Genomic DNA, 20,029 nt, shown 5'->3' with positions numbered 1-20,029 from the left:
GGCTCCGCCGGGCACCCTCCCCCGCAGAGGGGGGAGGGTTGAGCTTGCGTCTCACTGGATCGCGGAGCGCCCCTCGTCCGCCACCAGCCTTTCCGCCGCAAAAAAATCCTCCGGCGTATTGAGGTTCAGGAACGGGTCCACCGGCTCCGTCTCCCACGCCGCCTCCGCGGCATTGTGCCGGGCGATCCACATCCCCACCCGCCTCAGGCCCCGCTCGACGAGAGCCGTCCGCAGGTCGTGGCGCAGGGACACCGCCCAGACGCCGTTCACGAAATGCAGCTGCCCGCCCGAGGCCGCGACCGCCATCTCGACGCCGTCGCGGGCGCGTGCCGCGTGCAGCCGGGCGACGAAGTCGTGCGGCAGGAACGGCGTGTCGCCGGCCACGCTCGCGACGTAACCCACGTCCGGGTGATGCGCGGCGCAGAAATCGAGGGCGGCGAGCACGCCGGCGAGCGGCCCGGGCGCATCGGGCACCGAATCCGGCACCACGAAACCCGTGAAGGCACGGAACCGGCCCGCATCGCCGTTGGCGTTGAGGATCAGCCCGGCGGAGCATTGCGGTCGCAGACGCTCGGCGACCCGTTCGAGCAGGGTCCTGTCGCCGAGGCGGAGCAGCGGCTTGTCACCGCCGCCCATCCGGCGGGAGAGCCCGCCGGCCAGGATCACCCCGAGGGTCGGGGGGGTCTTCACTCGATCACGATCCGGGGCGCCGGGCGCGGGCCGGCGCCGCCGCTGAGATTGGCCCAGAGCGCGGCGGCGATCGTCCGGTAGGCGGCGGCCTGCGGCCCGTCGGGATCGACCGCGACGACGGGACGGCCGGCATCCGAGGATTCGCGGATCGTCATGTTGAGCGGCACCTCGCCCAGGAACGGCACGCTCATCGTCTCGGCCTCGTGGCGGGCGCCGCCATGGCCGAAGATGTGCGAGGTGCCGCCGCAATGCGGGCAGACGAAGGTCGCCATGTTCTCGACCACGCCGAGGATCGGCACCTCGACCCGGCGGAACATCGTCGCGGCGCGGCGGGCGTCGATGAGCGCGAGGTCCTGCGGCGTCGAGACGATCACCGCGCCGGCGAGCGGCGTGGCCTGGGCCAGCGTCAGCTGCGCGTCGCCGGTGCCGGGGGGCATGTCGACGATCAGCACGTCGAGCTCGCCCCAGGCGACCTCGCGCAGGAGCTGGGTCAGAGCCGATTGCACCATCGGGCCGCGCCAGATCATCGCCGTGTCGGCGGAGATCAGGAAGCCGATCGACATCACGGGGATGCCGTAGCCGTTGAGCGGCACGATGCGCTGGCCCTGCGGCGTGTTGATCGTCTCCGGCTTGCGGTCGATACCGAACAGCTTCGGGACCGAGGGGCCGTAGATGTCGGCGTCGAGGAGCCCGACCTTCAGCCCCTGCGCGCGCAGCGCAAGGGCGAGGTTGCAGGCGGTGGTCGACTTGCCGACGCCGCCCTTGCCCGAGGCTACCGCCACGATGTGGCGCACCCCCGGCAGGGCCGGGCCGGGGCGAGGACCGCCTTGGGGGGCGCCGCCGGGGGCGGCGGGGCGGGGCGCCGGGCCGGCACTCGATCCCGAGCTTGGGCCGCGCTCGGCGGTGAGGCTCGCCAGCGCCGCCTTGACGCCGGGGAGCTTCAGGACGGCGATCTCGGCCGCCTGCCGCACCGCCTCGAAGGCCTTGGCCTCCGGCGGCGCGATGCCGATCGAGAACACCACCCGGCCCGCGGGGTCGATAACGATCTCCGACAGGCGGCCGGAGGCCGGCAGGCTGGTCCCCGCCGCATCGACCGTCACGCCCGCGAGCGCCTTCAGCACGTCGTCCCGGGTGATCGCCACGTCGCCTCGCTCCTGTCCGCCACTCGTGTCCGTCCCGCGTCATGTAACCCCTGCGCCGGGAAACGCCAGCGCGGCGGGAGCGGCCATCGGTGGGGGGCGTGGATGGAGGCTTCTGCGGAAACGTCGGAGCCTGCGCGACTCGCATCGACGGACATGACGGCCACGGGGTCGTCAGGTCCGTCGGGGTAAGTCGCGAAGACGCTCACCCGCCCGGCAGGAAGGCCCGTGCCCCGCTCTCCGGATCCCGCACCTCCTCGACCGGCGCGCCGTAGAGCCGGCTCAAGCTGGCGGCGTCCAGCACCTCCGCCACCGGCCCGGCGGCGAGGGTCGAGCCGCCGCGCAGGAGCAGCGCCCGGTCGGCGTAGCGGGCGGCCTGGTTGGGGTCGTGGGTGGTGAAGAGGAGGCCGAGGCCGTCGGCGCGCAGGCGCAGGATCTCCGCCATCACCCGGCCCTGGTTGCCGAAATCGAGGCTGGCGGTCGGCTCGTCGAGGACCACGATGCGGGGCTCCTGCGCCAGCGCCCGGGCGACCAGCACCAATTGGCGCTCGCCGCCGGACAGCCGCGTCACCGGCCGCTCGGCGAGGTGGGCGATGCCCATCCGGGCGAGCGCCGCGTCCGCCGCCGCGTGGTCGGCCCGGGAGGGGGCGGAGAGGAGGCCGGTACGGCTGGTGCGCCCCATCAGCACCACGGCCCGCGCCGTGAACGCGAAGGCGCCAGCAGCCGCCTGCGGGACGTAGGCCATCGCCTGCGCGCGCTCCCGCGCGGTGAGATCGCCGAGCGGACGCCCCTCGACCCGGACCGTGCCGCGCAAGGCGGGCAGCAGGCCGAGCAGGGTCTTGAGCAAGGTGGTCTTGCCGCCGCCATTCGGTCCCAGCAGCGCCAGGGCCTCGCCGGCCGCAAGCTGCATCGAGAGATCGCGCCCGATCTCGCGGCCCGGATAGCCGAAGGCGAGGCGGTCGGCTTGAAGCAGGGTCACGACCAGTCCCGCTCCGCCCGGGCGAGCAGCCACAGGAAGACCGGCGTGCCGACGAAGGCGGTGAGGATGCCGAGCGGCACCTCGACCGGTGCCACTATGCGGGCGAGCGTGTCGATGGTGAGCAGCGTCCCGGCGCCGAGGAGCGCCGCGGTCGGGATCAGCCGGCCGAAGCCGGGGCCGACGAGGAAGCGGGCGAGATGCGGCACCACCAGCCCGACCCAGCCGACGATGCCGGCCGTCGCGACGCTCGCCGCCGTGACCAGGGTCGCGGCCGCCACGACGGCGACCCGCAGAGGCCCGGTGGCGAGGCCGAGCGCGCGCGCCTCCTCGTCCGGCAGGGACAGGACGTCGAGGCGCCAGCGCAGGAGGAGCAGGACACCGGTGCCGAGGATTACGGGACCGGCGAGCGGCAGGAGGTCGGAGGGGTGCGTGCCCGACAGGCTGCCGAGCAGCCAGAAGGTCATCGCCGGGAGCTGGTTGTAGGGGTCCGCCAGGTACTTGATCAGCCCGACCCCGGCGCCGAGGAGGGAGCCGATGACGACGCCGGCGAGCACCAGCACCAGGACCGGATCGCGTCCCGACAGGGCGGTGCCGAGGGCGTAGACGCAGGCGACCGCCACGAGCCCGCCCGCGAAGGCCAGCCCCTCGATCGCCAGCACCCCGAGGGACAGCCAGATGCCGACGACCGCGCCGAGGGCGGCCCCCGAGGAGGCGCCGAGGATGTCGGGCGAGACCAGGGGATTGCGAAACAGCCCCTGGAAGGCGGTACCGGCGACCGAGAGGGCCGCGCCGACCAGGATCGCCGCCGCGATGCGGGGCCCGCGGATCTGCAAGACCACCGCCTCGACCGCCGGGGCCACGTCCGGCGCGTGGCCGGCGAGGCGGCCGAGGAGCACCCGGGCGACGTCGAGGAGCGACACGGGATAGCGCCCGACCCCGAAGGCGAGGGCGGCGGCGAGCATCAGGGCGAGCAGCGCCAGCCACGGCCCGCCGAGCCGGAACGCCCGGGCACCCGCCAGGGCGACGGCATGGGCGATGCCGCTCACAGGGCTCCCGCCAGCACGCGGTCGAGGGCCGGGTCGTCCGGCGTCACGTGGTAGAGCCGGCCGTAGAGGTCGCGGGCGACGGCCCGGAGGTCCTCGGGGAAGAGCGCCGGATACAGGATCTTGCCCAGCCACCACAGGCCGACGAGGCGGTTGACCGAGGGCGGGAAGTCGACCCAGCCGAAGGGGAGCGAGGGGGTCACGTGCAGGCGGTTCGCCCGCAGGGCCGGCGTCGCCTGCCACAGCGGGTCCTGCCGCGCCGCCGCCGCGAAGGCGGGATCGAGGGCGACGATCACCTCGGGCGCCCAGGCCATCACGTCCTCGGGCGAGACCTGCGCCAGGCTGCCTCCCGGGCCCGCGACGTCGACGGCGCCCATCAGCGTCAGCGCCTCGACGTTGATCGAGCCCGCCCGCGCCGTCTCCAGGCCGCGGGGCCCGCGGGCGAGATAGACCCGGGGCCGCTTCTGCTCGGGCACCGTCGCGACGCGCTCGCGCATCGTCGCCAGGATGCCCTGGCTCACGGTTGCCAGGGGCTCGGCGTCGCGCCCGATCAGGCGGCCGAGGCTGCGGTAGGTGGCGGGCGCGGAGGCGAGGCGCCCGTCGAGGAGCGCGTAGGGGATGCCGGTCTGGTCCTGCACCCGGTCGGCCAGGGACCGGTAGGTCTCGGCGGTGGAGCCGACATCGAGGATCAGGTCGGGCTTGAGAGCCAGCACCGCTTCGAGGTTGGCGGTGTTGCCGCGCCCGGTGAGGCGTCCGACCTCCGGCAGATCGGCGGCCCGGGGCAGCAGGTAGGGCTTCTCCGCCGGCCGGATCGCCCGCGGCCAGCCGAGCAGCAGGTCGGGTGCCAGGGTGTAGAGCAGGATCGCCGCCGGGGGGCCGGCGGGAAACACCCGGGCGACGGGCGGCTTCAAGGTGCCGAGGACCCGGCCGGCATCGTCCCGCACGGGGTCGGCGGCCCGGGCGGGCGGGCCGGCCGCCGCGAGGGAGGCCGCGCCGAGGAGCAGGGAGCGCCGGTCGGGCCGCATGATCTTGGACGATCAATCCGTGGCGATCATCACGTCGCTGGACTTGATCACCGCCTTCACGGTCTTGCCGGGGGCCAGGCCCAGCTCGTCGGCGGATTCGTTGGTGATCGCCGCGGTGACGACCTGCCCGCCGGCGAGCTCGACCCGGACATGGGCGGTGGTGGCGCCCTTCTTGACCTCGACGACCTTGCCGTCGAGCTGGTTGCGCGCGCTGATCTTCATCTCGGGACCCGTCTTGACGTCGGACTCGTCGGCCGCCGCCCGGCGGCGGTCGTCCCGCAGAGATAGGCGGCATTCCCCCGCCCGGCGAGGCGGTCGCCCCCGAAATCACGGCCGAGTTTCGACGGCGGGGTGCCGAAACCAAAGCCGGCATCGTCCGTTGACGTGCATCTTCGAGCGGGCTCGCCCGCTCGCGGCATGATTCGAGGGAGACCGACGACGATGCACCAGGGCAGCCACCGCGACCACGAGGGCGCAAAGAAGCTCTTCGCGATGATCAAGGACGTGAAGGTCGCGATGATGACCACGGCCGATTCCGACGGGCAGCTGCGCAGCCGCCCGATGTGGAACCAGGATGCGGACGAGGCCGGCGACCTCTGGTTCTTCGTGAAGAACGACGCTCCGGTCACCAACGAGATCGGCCGCGACAACCAGGTCAACCTCTCCTATTCCGACCCGTCGAACCAGAACTACGTCTCGGTGTCGGGCAAGGCCGAGATCGTGCGCGACAAGGCGCAGATCGACGCCAAGTGGAGCGAGAGCCTGAAGACCTGGTTCCCGGGTGGCAAGGACGACCCGTCGATCGCGCTGATCCGCGTCCACCCCGAGAAGGGCGAGTACTGGGACAGCCCGAACGCCACGATGCTGCACCTCTACGGCTACGTGAAGGCGGCGGTGACCGGCGAGTCGCCGAAGACCGAGAAGAAGGCGGTCGACCTCGGCGCCCGCTGAGAATTGCGGACAAGACCGGGCCTGCGCTTGACTTGGCGGCCCGAACCGTGCCGGCTTCCCACCCTCCGTCGCCCCGCCCGAGGGGCGACGGTCCGGCCGCCCGCAGGAGGCGGTCCTGAATCAGGCAGGCACGGGCGATGCTCGATCTCGCGACCAGGGTCTACAACCACACCTGGAAGATCGACCCGATCATCCGCTCCGTGCTCGACACGGATTTCTACAAGCTCCTGATGGCCCAGACGATCTTCCGGCGTCACCGGAACGTCTCGGTCACCTTCGGGATCCAGAACCGCACCAGCCGGGTCAGGCTCGCCGACCTGATCGATCCCGGCGAGCTGCGCGAGCAGCTCGACCATTGCCGGTCGCTGCGGCTGACGCGGGGCGAATCGACCTGGCTGCGCGGCAACACCTTCTACGGCCGGCGCCAGATGTTCTCGCCGGATTTCATGGACTGGCTCGAGAATTTCCGCTTCCCCGACTACCTGCTGGAGAAGCAGGACGGGCAATACGTGCTCACCTTCCACGGTCCCTGGATCGAGACCACGATGTGGGAGGTGCCGGCGCTGGCCATCCTCAACGAGCTGCGCTCGCGCGGGGTGCTCAAGGGCATGGGCAAGTTCGAGCTCCAGGTGCTCTATGCCCGGGCGATGACCCGGATCTGGGAGAAGATCGAGCGGCTGAAGACCCTGCCGGGCCTCTCCATCGCCGATTTCGGCACCCGCCGCCGCCACGGCTTCCTGTGGCAGGACTGGTGCGTCGAGGCGATGATCGAGGGGTTGGGGCCGGGCTTCCTCGGCACCTCGAACTGCCTGATCGCGCTGCGCCACGACATCGAGGCGGTGGGCACCAACGCGCACGAACTGCCGATGGTCTACTCGGCTCTGGCCGAGAACGAGGAGGACCTCGCCCGCGCGCCCTACCTCGTGCTCGCCGACTGGCAGCGGGACTATGCCGGTAACCTGCTGGTGATCCTGCCCGACACCTACGGCACCACCGGCTTCCTCGAGCGCGGCCCGGCCTGGATGGCCGACTGGACCGGCATCCGTATCGATTCGAAGGACCCGATCGAGGGCGGCGAAGAGGCCATCCGGTGGTGGACCAAGCACGGCCGCAATCCGCGCGAGAAGCTGGCGATCTTCTCCGACGGGCTCGACGTCGAGGTGATCGAGCGGATCCACCGCCACTTCCACGGCCGCCTGCGCATCGGCTACGGCTGGGGCACGCTGCTCACCAACGATTTCCGCGGCCTGGCGCCGGACGGTCGCCTCGACCCGATCTCGATCGTCTGCAAGGTGATCTCCGCCAACGGCCACCCGACCGTGAAGCTCTCCGACAACCCGACCAAGGCGCTCGGGCCCGAGGAAGAGGTGGAGCGCTACAAGCGGGTCTTCGGCGTCGGGACGCAGCAGGCTTTACCGGTGCTGGTGTAGAGTATCTGTATCGTCAGATGTCGTAGTGTCCGGGATCGCTGGACGGAAGGACGAACGGCCGGGCGGGGACGATCCGGAACACGTGCAGCAGGATTGTGAGATTCGTCATCAATTTCGTGTTTCAGTCTTGTCGAGAGCCGGGATCGGAATCATGGCGGATGCCCTCACGGAATGAAGCGGACGACGTCCACGTCGCACTCGTTGCCGAACTCGCCCGCGTTGCCGTCCCCAACGGCATCATGGGCGTCACCCTGCTGGGTGTGGGCCTGTTCGTGGCTCACGCCCTCGGCGACGCGGTGCTGCTCGCGGCGGCGCTGACCGGCGGGCTGGCCTCCGCGGCCAAGCTCGGCCTCGTCGTCCGGCATCTGCGTCGGCTCGCCCGGGGACCGGTCGCGCGGGACGAGGCCCGCCGCTGGGAGCGCGGCCACATCCTGACGACCGTGATGATGGCGGCCTCGGTCGGCGCGCTCGACGGCCGGATCTTCGCGCAGCCCGACATGGAGATGCAGATGCTGGCGACCGGCCTGCTGTTCGGCTACTGCTCGGGCGTCGTCACCCATCTGTCGATCCGGCCCCGCTTGGCGGCCGGCGCCCTGCTGCTCGCCGCCCTGCCGGCGATCGGGTCGGCCGCCTGGTTCGGGGGCAGGCCGCAGTACATCCTGGCGGCGACCTTCGCGCTCTTCCTCGTCGGGGCCCTCAACGGCGTCCTGCTCTCCTACCGCAATGCGGTCCGGCAGATCACGTTGCGCCTCGATATGGCTGCGCTCGCCCGCAGCGACGCCTTGACCGGGCTCGCCAACCGCCTCGGCCTGCGTCGGGCGTTCCGGGGCCTGCCCGGGGCGGCGGACGACGCCGTCGCGGTCCACTGCTTCGATCTCGACGGGTTCAAGCTCGTCAACGACCGCTACGGCCACGCGGCCGGCGATGCCCTGCTGCAGGAACTCGGCGCGCGGCTGCGCCTGCTGGTCGCCGCGCCGGCGGTGGCGGCGCGGGTCGGCGGGGACGAGTTCGTGGTGCTCCAGCCGTCGGTGCGGCACGTCCGTGAGGCGGAGGATCTCGCGCGGCGCATCGTCCGCGCCCTCGGGGCGCCCTACGACCTGGCGGGGGAGGCCGTCACCGTCGGCCTGAGCCTCGGCTATGCCTGGGCGCCGTCGTGCTCGGTGGATCTCGACGACCTGATCCGGAGGGCGGACGAGGCCTCCTACGCGGTGAAGCGGCGCGGCGGCGGGGTCGCCGCGGATGCCGGCGCGCCCGTTCCTTCCCGCGCCGCGGCTGCGATGCCGTCGGGTTCGAGGGCGCTCGCCTCGTGAGGCGGTCGACCTCCGGCTATTGCAGCTTCGCCCGGTAGGTCTCGCCCGCCTTCGCCTTCAGCTCGGCCCCCGCGTCGCGGCCGATCGCCAGGGCGTCGGCGGCCCGGCCGGTGCGGTGAGTGGCCCAGTGGGCGCTGCCGTCGGGCAGGAACAGGATGCCGTCGAGGGTGAGGCCGTCGCCGTCGATCTGGGCCAGGGCCGCGATCGGGGTGCGGCAGGAGCCGTCGAGCTCCGCGAGCAGCGCCCGCTCGGCGCCGACCGCGATCGTGGTCGTCGGGCAGGCGACGGCCTGGAGGCGTTCGATCACCTCGGCATCGCCGGCCCGGCACTCGATGCCCAGCGCCCCTTGCGCCACCGCCGGCAGCATCTCGCTCACCGGCAGGATCTCCTGGGCGCGGTCGGCGAGGCCGAGGCGCTCCAGCCCCGCGATGGCGAGCAGGGTGGCGTCGCAGGCGCCCTCCTCGAGGCGCTTCATCCGGGTGTTGGCGTTGCCGCGCAACGGCACGATCCGCAGGTCGGGCCGACGCATCAGCACCTGGGCGCCGCGGCGCAGGGACGAGGTGCCGACCCGGCTGCCCGGCGCCAGGGTGGCGAGGCTCGTCGCCCGCGGCGACAGGAAGGCATCGCGCGGGTCGTCGCGCTCCAGGATGCAGGCGATGACGAGGCCGTCCGGCAGCCAGGTCTCGACGTCCTTCATCGAGTGGACGGCGATGTCGACCTGATCGGCGAGGAGCGCCTGCTCCAGCTCCTTGGTGAACAGGCCCTTGCCGCCGATCTCGGAGAGCGGCCGGTCGAGCACCTTGTCGGCCACCGTGGTGACGACGACCAGTTCCATCGCGCCGGGCTCGGCGAGGTCGGGATGGGCCGCCGCGATGCGGTCGCGCACCATCCCGGTCTGGGCGAGCGCCATCGGGCTGCCGCGGGTGCCGATGCGCAGGGGACGTCGGGCCAGAGGTCGCGCCATGACGGGTGCCGTGGGATCGAGGAACGTCAGACTCGCGAGTAGCGAACCGGACGCTCCATGTCACGGCTCCTGTTGAGGCGGAGCCTCTCGCGCCACCTGCTCGTCGGCGGGCCGGCCGCCCTGCGGCGTGCCGGCGGCGGGCTTCGCCTCGCCAGCGCCCGCGGGGCGGCGGCTCGCCCCGAGGCTGTCATCGGCCAGCTCCTCGCCGGGCGTCGGGTCCGGATTGCGGGCGTCGTCCATGGCTGTCTCCGGCCGTCATTCCCGGGGGGAACGGCCGGAGGCTTGCCCGGTTCAGAAGCCCTGCACCGCCAGAACCGTGTGCTCGACCTGCGGCGGGGCGGCGAAATGCTCCGAGACCAGGCCGCGCCAGGCCTGGAAATCCGCCGATTCGCGGAAGTCGACGGTGTGGTTCTCCAGGGTCTCCCACCGCACCATCAGCCGGTAGCGGGTCGGGATCTCGACCGAGCGCTGGAGTTCCATGCTGCGGCACCCCTTGGCGCGGCGAAACAGCTCCGCGGCCTGGGCGACCCCGGCCTCGAACGCCGCCTCGTGCCCGGCCTTCACCTCGATCTGCGCGATCTCCAGAACCATGCGACCCTCCCGTGCCCGGCCAGGCTCGTCTTCGGGCAGACGCATCCGGGCCGCTTCATCCGGGCGGACTCATGCGCGAAGCCGCCGGTCCTGTCCAATCGGCGGGTTCGCCCGGGAGGGCGGTGCGGCGGACAGCAGTGGATCGAGTCCGGCGGGCGGTTGCCAACCCGGAACAGGACGCGCACAAACCGTGGATGACCTGTGCATGGGGGCAACCTGCCCCGGCCGGCGCCGTTTCCTTGCCGGAGCGTGACAGCGGAGTTCGGTCCTCATGGCGACGCTGAAGGAATTCGAGGAAGCCCTGCGCGAGAACGGCATGCTGATGGCCCTCGCGATCCTCGAGCGGCTGCGCGAGCGCGACCGCGCCAACCGGGTGGTCAAGCCCGGCCGCCGAATCGTCGGCAAGAAGATGACCCCGGAACTGGCCCGCCAGATCCTCGAGCTGCACGGCTCGACGGAGATGACCCAGCAGGAGATCGCGTTCAAGCTCGGCGTCAACCAGGGCCGGGTGAACGAGGTCATCAAGCGTGGCAAGTGGCTCTCGGGCGACCAGACCGCCCCGGAGGCGGTGGCCCGCGACAAGGGCAAGGCGCGCATCCAGGGCGCCGAGCCGAAGCGGCCGCGCAAGGCGGCGGCCAAGGGCGCGCCCAGGAGCGGGGCGAAGGGCGGCGCGGCGAAGGACAAGGCCGGCAAGCCGCAGAAGCGCCCGGCCACGGCCCAGCTCGCCTTCGGGGACCTGTAGCCCGCCGGCGGATACGACACCCTCCCGGTCGGCCTGGGGCCGCGCCGCGAGACTCGGGACGGGGTGGGGGAGGTCTCGGCGCGGGTGCCGCGTTGACCGGGCGCGTCCGGGAAACGGGGCTTCGGTCGGAACCCGTCGCGACGGCCGCAGGCCCTGGTCCCGTACGGCACCTCCCGCCGTCATCGGAGCCATGCTCTCAATCCGATTGGGCGACCGCCCGAGATGGTCTAACCGTGGGAGGCCGAAGCCGCCCCGATCGACGGGCGGCCGGCCACAGGCCGGACCCACCGGGAGGACCACGCCATGTCCGATCACGCGCTCTACGACGCTGCCAACCTGAAGAAGCTGCCCGCCCTGAAGACTCTCGCCCCCGAGGCGATGGGGGCGTTCGAGGCCCTCGACAAGGCGGCGCTCGCCGACGGTGCGATCCCGCGCAAGTACAAGGAACTGATGGCGCTCGCGGTCGCCCTGACCACGCAATGCCCGTACTGCCTCGAGGTGCACCGCGAGGCGGCGAAGAAGGCGGGCGCCACCGAGCAGGAACTGGCCGAGACCGTGTTCGTGGCGGTGGCCCTGCGGGCCGGCGCCGCGCTCACCCACGGCACCCACCTGCTGCCTTGAGGACGAAAAGCGCCCCGGCCGCGAGGCCGGGGCGCTTCCCCATTCATGGGATGTGCAAATCGACTGGGATATCCAAGTCGACGCCCGTCCAGGTCGCCCCTTACGCGGCCTTCTGGACGCTGCCCTCGATCGACTGCGGACGGGAGCCCGAGGCGATCTGGATCTGGCGGGGCTTCTTGGCCTCCGGGATCTCGCGGACGAGGTCGACGTGGAGCAGGCCGTTCTCCAGCACCGCACCGGTCACCTGGACGTGGTCGGCGAGCTGGAAGCGCCGCTCGAAGCCGCGGGCCGCGATGCCCTGGTGCAGGAACTCGGCCTGCTTGGCCTCGGCCTTGCGCTCGCCCTTCACGGTGAGCGCGTTCTCGCGGGTCTCGATCGACAGATCCTGATCCGTGAAGCCCGCCACCGCGAGGGTGATGCGGTAGGCGTTCTCGGCCGTGCGCTCGATGTTGTAGGGCGGGTAGGTCGGCGCCGCATCCGAGGTCACGAACTGGTCGAGAGCGGAAAACAGGCGGTCGAAGCCGACGGTCGAACGGTACAGGGGAGCGAGATCGAACTGACGCATGACATATTCTCCGTCCGAAGCAATATGTAATCTTGAAGGACCGCCGCTCGGGCCGGTCCCGGTCTTGCGCGCCGCCGTATCGGCCGGCGCCTCCTGCATATTGGCGTGGGCTCTCGACTGATCAAGACCGCCGCAACCGGGGTCGCGCGAATTTTTTTCGAGGGAGCCGCCGGGAGGGCGCGACGCGCGCGGATCCCGCCCCACTTGTTAGGAGTGCCGTGCGAGGATGCGGCGGATGCCTGACTTCGGGGAGCCTGCCGTGACCGTTCCGCTGCTCGCCACGCCCGACAACTCGATCCCGCCGGGGGCCGTCCTCCAGACGGTGCGCACCGCCGACGGCCTGTCGCTGCGCGTCGCCACCTGGGCGCCGACGGCGCGGGCGGTCCAGGGGACGGTCTGCCTGGTGCAGGGCCGGGCGGAGTTCATCGAGAAGTACTTCGAGACCGTGACCGAGCTGCGCGGCCGCGGCTTTCACGTCGTCGCCTTCGACTGGCGCGGCCAGGGCGGCTCCGACCGCACCGTCGAGGATCCGCACAAGGGCCATGTCGACGATTTCGCGGAGTACCGCCTCGACCTCGCGGCGGTGGAGGCGCAGGTGATGGAGGGGCGTCTGCCGCGGCCGTTCTTCGGCCTCGCCCACTCGATGGGCGGCGCGATCTGCCTCACCGCTGCCCGGGAGGGCTGGCTGCCGTTCAGCCGCCTCGTCGTGCTCGCCCCGATGGTGGCGATCTGCATGATTCGCCGGCCGAAGGCGGCGATGCGCCTCGCGGCGGTCTTGCGGGCCCTGGGCCTCGGTCGCCGCTACGTGCCGGGCGGCTCGGCGGTCTCGATCGCCACCAAGCCGTTTCCGAACAACCGCCTCACCGCCGATCCGGTCCGCTACGCCCGCAACGCTGCCGCGGCGCTGGCGGTGGGCGCGGGCGCCATCGGCGACCCGACGATTGGCTGGCTCGCCGCCGCCTTCCGGGCGATGCGCGGCTTCGAGGATCCGCGCTACCCGCTCGGCATCCGCGTGCCGGTGCTGGTGGTGGCCGCCGGGGACGATCCGGTCTGCAGCACCCCGGCGGTGGAACGCTTCGCGGCCCGGCTCGCCGCCGGCCACACGATCACCCTGCGCGGCGCCCGCCACGAGATCCTGATGGAGCGCGAGGCCGTCCGCGAGCAGTTCTGGGCGGCGTTCGACGCGTTCGTGCCGGGGTCGTCCATCCCGGTGGCGGGATCGTCTGCCGCGGTAGCGGGGACGGAGCGGGCGGCCGTCGTCTGACGCCTATTCCCGACGATGGCTTCCGGACACGGGCTCAACGCCTGCACGACGCTTGAGCGAAGCGGAAATCCGCGTGCGAGGCAATCGGCCGGATGGCGTGTGAGCCTGTTCGATCGGACAGGTCGGTCGATCCGGCGCACAGGCCGACAACGCTCCGCGTCATCCTGAGGCTCGCGACGGCTGAGAACCCGCAAGCCATCACCGCCGACGATCCCGGATGCGGTGGGCTGCGTTCGTATGTCTTCTCAAACGGCAGCGGTGGTGCCTCCCGGGTTCCGCTGCGCGGCCCCAGGATGCATCGGCTCGATCGGGACGGCGTCGCGCGTGAGCCGCGGCCGACCCGGCGAAGCGGCGCCGGGCGGCCGCGATCAGGCGTTCAGCAGCGCCAGGGCCGCCTCGTGCAGCCGCTTGTCGCCGGCCGCCACGATCCGCCCGCCCTTGGCGGCGGAGGTCCCTTCCCAGGTCGTCACGACGCCGCCGGCGCCCTCGATCACCGGGATCATCGCCACGATGTCGTAGGGCTTCAGCTCGGCCTCGACCACGAGGTCGATATGGCCGGCGGCGAGCATCGCGTAGGCGTAGCAATCGGCGCCGTAGCGGGTCAGGCGGGCGGCCTTCTCCACCCGCTCGTAGGCCTGCCGGTCCGACGTGCCCTCGCCGAACAGCCGCGGATCGGTGGTGTGCAGGACGGCCTCCGCGAGATCGCCCTTCCGGCGGGTGCGCAGGCGGCGGGTGCCGTGCGGGCCTTGGTAATGGGCGGCCTCGCCGTCGCCGAAGAAGCGCTCGCCGGTGAAGGGCTGGTTCATCAGGCCGTAGCAGGGCACGCCGCCGCGGGTGAGCCCGATGAGCGTGCCCCAGATCGGCAGGCCGGCGATGAAGCCGCGGGTGCCGTCGATCGGGTCGAGCACCCAGACGTATTCGGCATCCTCGTGCTCGGAGCCGAATTCCTCGCCCAGGATGCCGTGGTCGGGAAAGCTGCGCTTGATGAGCTGGCGCATCACCGCCTCGCCGGCCCGGTCGGCCTCGGTGACCGGGTCGAACGCGGCGGTCCCTGCGGCCTTGTCCTCGGTGGCGAAGGCGGCGCGGAAGAAGGGCAGGATGGCCTGGCCCGACTGGGTGGCGAGCTCGTCCACGAACCGCGCGAAATCCACCACGCTCATGCTGTCCCCGCTTGAAGCCGCTCGGCGGGCCCGCGGCCCGCTCTTGCCGGATCGAAAGGACGGCGCGGCCCCGGCGTCAAGCCCCGGGGCTTCCCGGGTCAGGCCTCGGCGTGCTCCGGCTCCCGGGCCGGCCGGGATGCGGCGGGCGGTTCCGGGGCCGGCCGGTCCGCCGGCACGTCCCGCACCGCCTCCAGGCAGGCCTCGACGCCCTCCCGCAGGGAGACCGCGTAATGGTCGGCGCCGAGGGTGGCGCGGGCGTCGGGATCGGTCAGCACCGCATCGTCCGCCGGCCACAAGCCGACCAGCACCTGCGCCTCCGGGACCCGCCGCCGCAGCCGCTGGACGAGGTAGCGCAGATGGGCCGGCGTGCCGCTGATCTCGAGGTAGGAGACGCAGATCATCCGCGCGCCCGCGGCGTCCAGGGCGGCGATGCCCGAGCGGGTGACGTCCTCGAACGGCACCACCCGGGTGCCGAAGCCGTGCTTGCCGAGGAGCTGGGCCAGCATCATCGAGGCGGCCTCGTCGAGGGGACCGCGGCCGGCGACGCAGAGCACCGCGCCCTCGTGCCGCCAGGCCTCCGGGAGGTCCTCCGGGGCGGGGGCGTCGGGGACGGCGGGGGCGGCCTCGCAGGGCGCGTCCTCGTCCTGGCGGCCCGACAGGAGCCGGCCGGCGAGCGTCGGCTTCGTCTCCGGCGCGGCGTCGTCGCGGTCGGACAGGTCCTCGATCAGCTGGGCGATGCCGACGCGGATCCGCTCGAGCTGGCTCTCGGTCAGCACCCCGCGGCGGGCATCCGTCGCGGCGAGCTGGAGGCCCTTCAGCGCCACCTCGTCGTAGTAGGAGGAGAGCGAGCACTGGGCGAGGATGGCTTCGGCCAGCTCCTGCGCCTCGTCCGGATCGTCGGCCAGCATGCGCTGGTAGAAGTTCTCGACCGGGGTCAGGGCCGGCCGGTCGCCGAACAGGACGTCGAGGAATTCGAGCTTGTCGACGTGGCGGCCGAGGACGACGAGGCAGACGGTGAGCGGCGTCGAGAGCAGCAGCCCGACCGGCCCCCACAGCCAGGTCCAGAACAGGGCCGAGACCAGAACCGCGAAGGGCGACAAGCCGGTCGAGTGGCCGTAGACCAGCGGCTCGATGAACTGGCCGACCAGGGGCTCCAGCACCAGGAACAGGGCGGCGGTCGCCAGCACCATGTTCCACCCCGGATCGACGGCCGCCGCCAGCGCCAGCGGCAGCAGCGCCGACAGGAAGGCGCCGATATAGGGCACGAAGCGCATCAGCGCCGAGAAGATGCCCCACAGGATCGGGTTCGGCACGCCGATCAGCCACAGCCCGACGCCGATGGCGAGGCCGAAGCTGGCATTGAGCCCGAGCTGGACCAGGAAGAACCGGCTCAGGCGCAACGCCGCGTCGTCCATCGCCACGGTGGTGCGGTGCAGGTCGCTGGAGCCGACGAGGCGGATCATCCGGTCGCGCAGGTCCTCGCGCTGCACCAGGATGAAGATCAGCACCACGAAGACGATGCCGAGCGTGGCGAGCGGCGAGATCACCGGCGCCAGCACCTTCTCGGCCAGCTCGACCGGGCCGGGCTCGCGGTCGCGCACCTCGACCAGGACCGGCTTGTCGGGGTTCTGCACCGAGGGCGGCGGGGCGGGCTTGCCGGAGGCGGGCTTCTGCTCTTGGGGCTTCTGCTCTTGCGGCTTCTGCTCGGGCGCGCCGGCCTGCTGGATCTGGTGGTTGATGCTGCGCATGTACCCGGCGAGGTCGCCGAGCGGCCCTGCCTTCAGGTTCTCGGCCTTCTCGGCGATGGTGCGCTGGTAGCGCGGCAGGCCGGTCGAGAGGTCGGCGACCTGCATGCCGATGAGGCCGCCCAGTCCCGCCACCACGGCGAGCAGCAGCAGCACCGCGACGCCGACCGACGGGATGCGCCCGAGCCGGAGCTTGCGCAGGAGCGCCACCAGCGGCCCGATGACGAAGCTGAGCAGCACCGCGATGGCGATCGGGATCAGGATCTCGCGGGCGAAATACAGGGCCGCGACGATCACCGCCGCGATCACCAGCGGCGCCGCGAGCCCGTCGCCGGGTGTCTCGGCGGCCTGGACCCGGGCCGGCTTCATCGGCAGGGCCCGCCCGCCATCGTCCTGCCCGTCCGCTATCCGACCTGCCATGCGACCTGCCATCCGACGTAGACTCGCCTCATGCGCGGGGCCCGATCGCGCCACGCTTCCACGAGGGAGGAACGGCAGGGAGGGCGAAACGATCCCCCGATGACGCAGGGCCATCCTCGCGAAAACGTGTACGGCCCTATTCGATCCGCACCATCACGCTGTCGCTGGCCCCCGCCGCGTCCAGAACCGAGATGCGCACGAAGCCGGCGCCGTCGGGCTGCCACTCGGCCTGGCGCCGGTCCGATTCGGTCACCGGCAGGCCTCCGACCAGCCAGGTCAGCGGCAGGGTGCCGCCGAGCGCCTTGAGGGCGAGGCCGGCGGGCATTCCCTCATGCGCCCCGAGGTCGATCCGAGCCCCGTCCGGCGGATAGGCGATGCGCAGGCGATCGATCGGACCGGATTCGCGGCGCAAGGCGCGCAAGGGCGGCGGCAGGGCGGAGGTCGCCGCCACGAGGGCGTCGCGGGGGCGGGCCACCGGCTCGGGCTCTCCGCCGAGGCGCGCGACGGCGTCGAACAGCAGGGGCGCCGCGGCGACGCGCCCGACGAGGCCCGGCACCCCGGCCCCGTCCGGCCGCCCGAGCCAGACCGCCACGGTGTATCGCCGGTCGAACCCCACCGCCCAGGCGTCGCGGTAGCCGTAGGACGTGCCGGTCTTGTAGGCGATCCGGTTCGGCAGGGCGCTCTCCGGCGGCGGCGTGCCGCGCAGGACGTCGGCGACGTACCAGGACGCCACCGGCTCGGCGATGCGCGGCAGCACGGCCTCGGGCACCGCCGGGCCGTCGAGGCGGCGTTTCAGCACCGGCACCTCGCCGCCGCGGGCGAGCCCGGCATAGAGCCGGGCGAGGTCGGCAAGCGTGAGCCCCAGGCCCCCGAGCGCCACCGGCAGGCCGGGCGCGGCGTCCTTGGGCAGGACGATGCCGGCGCCGGCGGCGCGCAGGCGGGCGATGAAGCGGGCCGGGCCCAAAGCCTCCATCAGCTCCACCGCCGGCACGTTCAGGGAGAGCTGGAGCGCCCGCCGCGCCGTCACCGTGCCCTGGAACGTGAGGTCGAAATTCTCCGGCGCGTAGCTCGCGCCGAACCGGGACGGGCGGTCCTCGATCAGCGTCTCGGGATGGGCGAGCCCCGCGTCGAACGCCATGGCGTAGATGAAGGGCTTCAGCGCCGACCCCGGCGAGCGCACGGCCCCCGTCATGTCGATGGCGCCCGAGCGCGTGGAATCGAGGTAGCCGGCGCTGCCGACCTGGGCCCTCACCTCGCCGGTGGCGTTGTCGACGACGAGAAGCGCCGCCGACAAGCCGGGGCCGAACGCCGCCGCCCGCTCGGCCACCAGCGGTTCGAGCCGGGCTTGGAGCCGCGCATCAAGGGTGAGCCGGTGCATGGCCCGGCCCGGCTCCTGCGCCACCGCCGCCTCGGCGGCGTGGGGCGCGAGCATCGGGAAGGACTTTCGCCCGTGCGGTACCGGCTCGGCCTTGGCGGCCGCGGCCTCCGCCGCCGGCACCACGCCGCGGGCGGCCGCGAGGTCGAGGACCCGGTCGCGGGCCCGGCGGGCCGCATCGGGGAAGCGGTCGGGCCGGCGCGCCTCCGGCGCCTGCGGCAACGCCACCAGGAGCGCCGCCTCGGCGAGCGTCAGCCGCGCCGGCTCGCGCCCGACATAGGCGAGGCTCGCCGCCCGCAGGCCTTCGACCGGTCCGCCATAGGGCGCGAGCGCCAGGTAGAGCCGCAGCACCCCGTCCTTGCCGAGGCGCCGTTCCAGCTCGATCGCCCGGACGATCTGGCGCAGCTTGGCGGGGAGCGAGCGCGCGCCCCGCGGCTCGACGAGGCGCGCCACCTGCATCGACAGGGTCGAGGCCCCCGACACGATCCGCCCGGCGGCGAGCCACTGCCCGGCGGCGCGCAGCAGCGCCATCGGGTCGACGCCCGGATGGGCGCGGAAGCGCCGGTCCTCGTAGGCCGTCAGCAGGGCGAGGAAGCGCGGATCGACGGCGTCCGGTTCGAGCGGCAGCCGCCAGCGGCCGTCGCCGGTCGCGAAGGGGCGCAGGAGGGTGCCGGTGCGGTCGAGGACGACCGTGGAGCGTGCGTTCGCCGCGGCGAGGTCGATGGCAGGGAGGCTGGACCAGGATCGGGCGGCGAGGGCGAGCGCCGCGGCGAGGACGATGAGCGACACGACCGCGGCGGTCGGAGCGGCGCGGCGCCGCCGGGTCGTCGGTGTCGTGCGCGCTCCCATCCCGGGCCTCGTCCTGCGGTCGGCTCCGGCCGATCCTGCCGCGTTTCGCGGGCGGAGGCGATGGGGAGGATCTCCGGGGCCGCCCGGATCGGTGCGTCCGTGGCGCTCCTGCGCTTACGCACCGGTCCGCGCGGGATGCTTTCCGGTGGGAGCCTTGCCGGTGGGAGCCTTGCCGGCGGGGGCCTTCCCGCCCCGGCGCAGCAGGCCCGATGCGACGTTCGCCACCGGGATCAGCACCCCGCCGACGAGGAGGCCGACGAGGCCCGACGCCACCGCCGTCACCAGCCACTCCACGACGCCCCGGATCGAGGGGACGAGCGCTCCCATTCTCACCGCTGCGTCATGCGCCGCATGGGCCGGGCCCGACACGCCGTACTCTTCCAGCCCGTGCAGCAGGATGCCGCCGCCGACCCAGACCATCGCCGCCGTGCCGACGATGGAGAGGATCTTGAGCAGGGCCGGCATGCCCTTGACCACGCCGCGGCCGATCCCGCGGACGAGGCCGCCGAAGGGCGGTCCCGCGCGGCTGCCGGCGAGCGCGAGCCCGGCATCGTCGGCCTTCACGATCAGGGCGACGGCGCCGTAGACCGCCACGGTGATGCCGATGCCGACGATCGCCAGCACGGCCGCCTTCATCCACACGCTGCCCTCCGGCAGGGCGGCGAGCGTGATGGCCATGATCTCGGCCGACAGGATGAAGTCGGTCTTGATGGCGCCGGCCACCCGGCGCTCCTCCAGCGCCGGGTCGTGCCCCGCTCCGGCTTGGGGACCCTCCTCGTCGCCGTGCGCGCGGTGCGGAAAGACGGCCTCGTAGACCTTCTCGGCGCCCTCGTAGCAGAGATAGGCGCCGCCCAGCATCAGGAGCGGGGTGATCGCCCAGGGGGCGAAGGCGCTCAGGGCGAGGGCGCCGGGGAGCAGGAACAGGAGCTTGTTGCGCAGCGAGCCCAGGGCGATCTTGCCGACGATCGGCAATTCGCGCTCGGCCGCGAAGCCCACGACGTAGCGCGGCGTCACCGCCGCGTCGTCGATGACGACGCCGGCGGCCTTCGTGCCGGCCCGCGCCGCCTGCGCGGCGACGTCGTCGAGGGAGGCCGCGGCGCTCCGCACCATGAAGGCGACGTCGTCCAGAAGAGCCAACAAACCGACGCTCACCAAAACCCCCCGCC

At 72.8% G+C, this 20,029-nt stretch carries 20 protein-coding genes; 6 read left to right on the top strand and 14 right to left on the bottom strand.

Features of this window, described 5'->3' with window-relative positions:
• Nucleotides 1-51: 51 nt before the first annotated feature.
• The 6 genes from mobA to G4G93_RS00850 form a co-directional block, all read right to left on the bottom strand.
• Nucleotides 52-690 carry a molybdenum cofactor guanylyltransferase MobA gene (mobA, locus tag G4G93_RS00875; RefSeq protein ID WP_165080349.1) on the bottom strand — a complete coding sequence of 213 codons (639 nt, stop codon included), beginning with the start codon at nucleotides 688-690 and terminating at the stop codon, nucleotides 52-54.
• The gene (locus tag G4G93_RS00870) at nucleotides 687-1,832 is read right to left on the bottom strand and encodes an Mrp/NBP35 family ATP-binding protein (RefSeq protein ID WP_165080347.1); all 1,146 of its coding nucleotides are present in this window, start codon (nucleotides 1,830-1,832) and stop codon (nucleotides 687-689) included. Before G4G93_RS00870 ends, mobA begins: the two co-directional genes overlap by 4 nt.
• Nucleotides 1,833-2,034: 202 nt before the next feature.
• On the bottom strand, nucleotides 2,035-2,808 hold the full coding sequence (locus G4G93_RS00865) for an ABC transporter ATP-binding protein (RefSeq protein WP_165080345.1): 774 nt from the start codon (nucleotides 2,806-2,808) through the stop codon (nucleotides 2,035-2,037).
• Nucleotides 2,805-3,845, bottom strand: a complete 1,041-nt coding sequence (locus G4G93_RS00860; protein ID WP_395413609.1) for a FecCD family ABC transporter permease — start codon at nucleotides 3,843-3,845, stop codon at nucleotides 2,805-2,807. The genes G4G93_RS00865 and G4G93_RS00860 overlap by 4 nt, the downstream gene beginning before the upstream one ends.
• Nucleotides 3,846-3,850: 5 nt before the next feature.
• Nucleotides 3,851-4,876, bottom strand: coding sequence for an ABC transporter substrate-binding protein (locus G4G93_RS00855; protein WP_165080343.1), 1,026 nt, complete (start codon nucleotides 4,874-4,876; stop codon nucleotides 3,851-3,853).
• Nucleotides 4,877-4,888: 12 nt separating this feature from the next.
• A complete protein-coding gene (locus tag G4G93_RS00850; RefSeq protein WP_048427261.1) occupies nucleotides 4,889-5,098 on the bottom strand; it encodes a molybdopterin-binding protein in 210 nt (69 codons plus the stop codon).
• Nucleotides 5,099-5,317: 219 nt separating this feature from the next.
• Here G4G93_RS00850 and G4G93_RS00845 point away from each other — a divergent pair, with 219 nt between their 5' ends.
• From G4G93_RS00845 to G4G93_RS00835, 3 genes are all read left to right on the top strand, one after another.
• Complete coding sequence (locus G4G93_RS00845; RefSeq protein WP_165080341.1) at nucleotides 5,318-5,827, top strand: pyridoxamine 5'-phosphate oxidase family protein; 510 nt, start codon at nucleotides 5,318-5,320, stop codon at nucleotides 5,825-5,827.
• Between the two features lie 137 nt (nucleotides 5,828-5,964).
• Entirely contained in the window at nucleotides 5,965-7,257 is a 1,293-nt protein-coding gene (pncB, locus tag G4G93_RS00840; protein ID WP_165080339.1) for a nicotinate phosphoribosyltransferase, read from the top strand.
• A 158-nt stretch (nucleotides 7,258-7,415) separates the two neighbouring features.
• Complete coding sequence (locus G4G93_RS00835) at nucleotides 7,416-8,567, top strand: GGDEF domain-containing protein (protein ID WP_165080337.1); 1,152 nt, start codon at nucleotides 7,416-7,418, stop codon at nucleotides 8,565-8,567.
• Between the two features lie 16 nt (nucleotides 8,568-8,583).
• Here the strand turns inward: G4G93_RS00835 and hemC are convergent, their stop codons facing one another.
• The 3 genes from hemC to G4G93_RS00820 are packed head-to-tail and all read right to left on the bottom strand — an operon-like array spanning nucleotide 8,584 to nucleotide 10,122.
• Nucleotides 8,584-9,531 (bottom strand): hydroxymethylbilane synthase, encoded by a 948-nt coding sequence (gene hemC, locus G4G93_RS00830; protein WP_206289410.1) that lies wholly within the window; start codon nucleotides 9,529-9,531, stop codon nucleotides 8,584-8,586.
• Nucleotides 9,532-9,591: 60 nt separating this feature from the next.
• Nucleotides 9,592-9,771: a hypothetical protein gene (locus tag G4G93_RS00825; RefSeq protein ID WP_165080335.1), complete on the bottom strand. Its 180-nt coding sequence runs from the start codon at nucleotides 9,769-9,771 to the stop codon at nucleotides 9,592-9,594.
• Between the two features lie 51 nt (nucleotides 9,772-9,822).
• Nucleotides 9,823-10,122 carry an antibiotic biosynthesis monooxygenase gene (locus G4G93_RS00820; protein WP_165080333.1) on the bottom strand — a complete coding sequence of 100 codons (300 nt, stop codon included), beginning with the start codon at nucleotides 10,120-10,122 and terminating at the stop codon, nucleotides 9,823-9,825.
• A 271-nt stretch (nucleotides 10,123-10,393) separates the two neighbouring features.
• Here G4G93_RS00820 and G4G93_RS00815 point away from each other — a divergent pair, with 271 nt between their 5' ends.
• Both G4G93_RS00815 and G4G93_RS00810 read left to right on the top strand, forming a co-directional pair.
• A complete protein-coding gene (locus G4G93_RS00815) occupies nucleotides 10,394-10,864 on the top strand; it encodes a sigma factor-like helix-turn-helix DNA-binding protein (protein WP_165080331.1) in 471 nt (156 codons plus the stop codon).
• Nucleotides 10,865-11,167: 303 nt separating this feature from the next.
• On the top strand, nucleotides 11,168-11,485 hold the full coding sequence (locus G4G93_RS00810) for a carboxymuconolactone decarboxylase family protein (protein WP_165080329.1): 318 nt from the start codon (nucleotides 11,168-11,170) through the stop codon (nucleotides 11,483-11,485).
• Between the two features lie 100 nt (nucleotides 11,486-11,585).
• On the opposite strand, the gene G4G93_RS00805 is transcribed toward G4G93_RS00810, so the two are convergent.
• Nucleotides 11,586-12,050 carry an Hsp20 family protein gene (locus G4G93_RS00805; protein WP_099899369.1) on the bottom strand — a complete coding sequence of 155 codons (465 nt, stop codon included), beginning with the start codon at nucleotides 12,048-12,050 and terminating at the stop codon, nucleotides 11,586-11,588.
• A gap of 226 nt (nucleotides 12,051-12,276) precedes the next feature.
• Between G4G93_RS00805 and G4G93_RS00800 the strand changes: the two genes are divergently transcribed.
• Nucleotides 12,277-13,314 (top strand): alpha/beta hydrolase, encoded by a 1,038-nt coding sequence (locus G4G93_RS00800; protein ID WP_395410100.1) that lies wholly within the window; start codon nucleotides 12,277-12,279, stop codon nucleotides 13,312-13,314.
• A 368-nt stretch (nucleotides 13,315-13,682) separates the two neighbouring features.
• Here G4G93_RS00800 and hisN read toward each other — a convergent pair whose 3' ends face one another.
• From hisN to G4G93_RS00780, 4 genes are all read right to left on the bottom strand, one after another.
• Nucleotides 13,683-14,474: a histidinol-phosphatase gene (gene hisN, locus G4G93_RS00795; protein ID WP_165080325.1), complete on the bottom strand. Its 792-nt coding sequence runs from the start codon at nucleotides 14,472-14,474 to the stop codon at nucleotides 13,683-13,685.
• Nucleotides 14,475-14,572: 98 nt separating this feature from the next.
• On the bottom strand, nucleotides 14,573-16,639 hold the full coding sequence (locus G4G93_RS00790; protein WP_165080323.1) for an AI-2E family transporter: 2,067 nt from the start codon (nucleotides 16,637-16,639) through the stop codon (nucleotides 14,573-14,575).
• Nucleotides 16,640-16,775: 136 nt separating this feature from the next.
• Nucleotides 16,776-18,863, bottom strand: a complete 2,088-nt coding sequence (gene pbpC / locus G4G93_RS00785; protein ID WP_165080321.1) for a penicillin-binding protein 1C — start codon at nucleotides 18,861-18,863, stop codon at nucleotides 16,776-16,778.
• Between the two features lie 114 nt (nucleotides 18,864-18,977).
• On the bottom strand, nucleotides 18,978-20,015 hold the full coding sequence (locus tag G4G93_RS00780) for a DUF808 domain-containing protein (protein WP_165080319.1): 1,038 nt from the start codon (nucleotides 20,013-20,015) through the stop codon (nucleotides 18,978-18,980).
• Nucleotides 20,016-20,029: the final 14 nt, after the last annotated feature.

Origin of the sequence: Methylobacterium sp. DB0501, assembly GCF_011043735.1 — a bacterium.
GTDB classification, from domain to species: Bacteria; Pseudomonadota; Alphaproteobacteria; order Rhizobiales; family Beijerinckiaceae; genus Methylobacterium; species Methylobacterium alsaeris.
This window is presented reverse-complemented; position numbering and strand designations above follow the sequence as displayed.

Bases quoted from the DNA above. Each gene is read 5' to 3' on its own strand.
- G4G93_RS00855 (WP_165080343.1), bottom strand. From the start codon at position 4,876: ATGCGGCCCGACCGGCGCTCCCTGCTCCTCGGCGCGGCCTCCCTCGCG.
- G4G93_RS00850 (WP_048427261.1), bottom strand. From the start codon at position 5,098: ATGAAGATCAGCGCGCGCAACCAGCTCGACGGCAAGGTCGTCGAGGTC.
- G4G93_RS00845 (WP_165080341.1), top strand. From the start codon at position 5,318: ATGCACCAGGGCAGCCACCGCGACCACGAGGGCGCAAAGAAGCTCTTC.
- pncB (WP_165080339.1), top strand. From the start codon at position 5,965: ATGCTCGATCTCGCGACCAGGGTCTACAACCACACCTGGAAGATCGAC.
- G4G93_RS00835 (WP_165080337.1), top strand. From the start codon at position 7,416: ATGCCCTCACGGAATGAAGCGGACGACGTCCACGTCGCACTCGTTGCC.
- hemC (WP_206289410.1), bottom strand. From the start codon at position 9,531: ATGGCGCGACCTCTGGCCCGACGTCCCCTGCGCATCGGCACCCGCGGC.
- G4G93_RS00825 (WP_165080335.1), bottom strand. From the start codon at position 9,771: ATGGACGACGCCCGCAATCCGGACCCGACGCCCGGCGAGGAGCTGGCC.
- G4G93_RS00820 (WP_165080333.1), bottom strand. From the start codon at position 10,122: ATGGTTCTGGAGATCGCGCAGATCGAGGTGAAGGCCGGGCACGAGGCG.
- G4G93_RS00815 (WP_165080331.1), top strand. From the start codon at position 10,394: ATGGCGACGCTGAAGGAATTCGAGGAAGCCCTGCGCGAGAACGGCATG.
- G4G93_RS00810 (WP_165080329.1), top strand. From the start codon at position 11,168: ATGTCCGATCACGCGCTCTACGACGCTGCCAACCTGAAGAAGCTGCCC.
- G4G93_RS00805 (WP_099899369.1), bottom strand. From the start codon at position 12,050: ATGCGTCAGTTCGATCTCGCTCCCCTGTACCGTTCGACCGTCGGCTTC.
- G4G93_RS00800 (WP_395410100.1), top strand. From the start codon at position 12,277: ATGCGGCGGATGCCTGACTTCGGGGAGCCTGCCGTGACCGTTCCGCTG.
- hisN (WP_165080325.1), bottom strand. From the start codon at position 14,474: ATGAGCGTGGTGGATTTCGCGCGGTTCGTGGACGAGCTCGCCACCCAG.
- G4G93_RS00790 (WP_165080323.1), bottom strand. From the start codon at position 16,639: ATGGCAGGTCGGATAGCGGACGGGCAGGACGATGGCGGGCGGGCCCTG.
- pbpC (WP_165080321.1), bottom strand. From the start codon at position 18,863: ATGGGAGCGCGCACGACACCGACGACCCGGCGGCGCCGCGCCGCTCCG.